This window comes from Oculatella sp. FACHB-28 (genome assembly GCF_014696015.1).
Lineage (GTDB): Bacteria > Cyanobacteriota > Cyanobacteriia > Elainellales > Elainellaceae > JAAUTN01.
Genome location: NZ_JACJPJ010000002.1, coordinates 1 through 1,981 on the forward strand (window position 1 = coordinate 1; position 1,981 = coordinate 1,981).

1 protein-coding gene and 1 pseudogene are annotated in these 1,981 nt (G+C 49.0%); one reads left to right on the forward strand and one right to left on the reverse strand.

The window, feature by feature from the left end; genetic code table 11:
• Positions 1-113: 113 nt before the first annotated feature.
• A pseudogene (locus H6F88_RS00015) lies at positions 114-1,256 on the reverse strand (NAD-binding protein); the annotation flags it as partial.
• 185 nt (positions 1,257-1,441) lie between these two features.
• Between H6F88_RS00015 and H6F88_RS00020 the strand changes: the two are divergent.
• Positions 1,442-1,786, forward strand: coding sequence for a hypothetical protein (locus H6F88_RS00020; protein ID WP_190640718.1), 345 nt, complete (start codon positions 1,442-1,444; stop codon positions 1,784-1,786).
• Positions 1,787-1,981 lie beyond the last annotated feature (195 nt).

Sequence of the window (1,981 nt, forward strand, 5' to 3'; positions counted from 1 at the left end):
TCATCGACATGACAGAACAGGGATTCTAGACTAAGCATGGGGCGGTTAGATGAGTTAAAAATTAGGTACTTTCAACTCTATCTATTTCGCCCCTCCTTATCCCGAACTCACGTATTGTTAGGGTCAGGCTCAATCACCACAATCTCACAGCCATTAGCGTGAAGGTGGTTGACGATTTGTACCCCAACTCCCCCTAACCCACAGATGATGTAGTGCTGACTATGGGGAATGCGGCTCGTGTTCCAAAGCTGCTTAAACCGAGTCCCCAAAACAAAGTCATTCAGCAGCGCGTAGCAAATTCCAATAACTGCTGCGCCAACCAGCATCATGACCACAGTAAAAACTTTGATACTTGCAGGAGCATGTTCCACAACACCTTCGTTGCCCCCAGCCCCCGTAATCATTCCTACAGAAAAGTACAGGGCATCTATGGGTGTGGTTTGCAGGTTTACTGCTGTGTAAGTGAGGGTTGCACCAAAAATCGTCGCTAATAGCACCAACATCACGACAACGGTAGGCTGAACCTGCTGCTGAAACTGCCGCAGACCAAACAAAAACTCCGAAAACTTTTGCTTAAAGGTTTTACGAAAGCTGCGAACACTGGGTTGAGTTGCAACAATCAGGCGATCGCCCACCCGCAAAGACTGATCCTCAACCACCGCAGATATTAGATCCAAACCGCTATCCACGGGCAAGTAGTAAATCAACATGCGAGAACGGTCTTCCCATAGATCGGCTAGCTTCCGTCCCTTCCAGGGATGCGTTTCGTCGATGTGCTCCTCGTGAATCGGCCAGATCTGGTGAAATAATTGCAACTGCCCGATCGCCCGATTGCCCATTGCGGCAAAGGCAAATACAGGCGCAGATAAAGCGGCGACGCTCATGCTGGCGTGGTCCGGTAGGGTGTGGTCGAGGCGATCGCCCAAACTGGTATTAAACAAACGGCTAATAATCCGAATTCGAGGATTTAGCACCCTTGCTTGAATCAGAACTGCCAGATTCAATGCATCATCGCGGGTTGCCAGCACCAGCGTATGAGCTTCCTTAACCCCTGCTGCCAAAAGCGTTCCAGCCGAGCGCAGATCTCCGACTACCACATCGGCTTCATGATCTACATCTAGACCGTGCAGCCGTTCGCGCAAGACTTCCACCGGGGAGTCGCTAATCCCCACGACTAAAGCACCCTGCTGCTTCAACAAGGAGAAAATTTTATAGCCAGTTCGACCTAAACCACAGACAATAATTCGGGGTTTCATATCAAAGCAACATTCAAATCTGGCGTTGCGGTTAGCAGAAATTCCACCAACTATTCAAACCCCAATTGTTTGCCAGTCTGGCTGAGGGAACTGTAGCTGAAAACACGACGTTACAAAACTTTGGGCGCGGTAGCCCTGCTTTACGGTGGGAACACTAGAGGAAAATTGAGCTATTGCGATTACCTATGCACCGCCCTTCTGCCAAAGGCACGATTCGCCCCAAAATCAGCACCATGCCTCGCCCAAAAACAGAGGCAACCGCATTTCTTGATTTGTACAAGTTGGTGATTGAGAAGAAACGACTTCAGCAAGAATTGCAGAGCCTTGAACAGCGACGACAGCAAATTTCAGACCGAATTGCAGTTTTAGACGGTCAGGTTGCTGAACTTGAAAACAACGTGCAGCAGATGCGAGAAGAAGTGCCGACCGTTGCCGCAGAACCAACAATTCGATCAACTGTGAAAATGGCGAAGATGGCGATCGCTCCCTCTCCACCGGATACCTTCAATACCCTATTCCTCGAATATTAGATTCGCACCACCTTCTGAACAGTAGACTTCCTGCACGAATATAAAGTGAGTGTGACAGTTGAGGATCGCAGCGAAGCAAGATAGCTTCTGAATAGAAGCTAATGTCAGAAGCAGATATGCGATATAACGAGTTGGAGCATCTATCGAAGCGCCACTTTAAGCGCTTGTGTGGGGTCAACCGTGAAACGTTTAGCG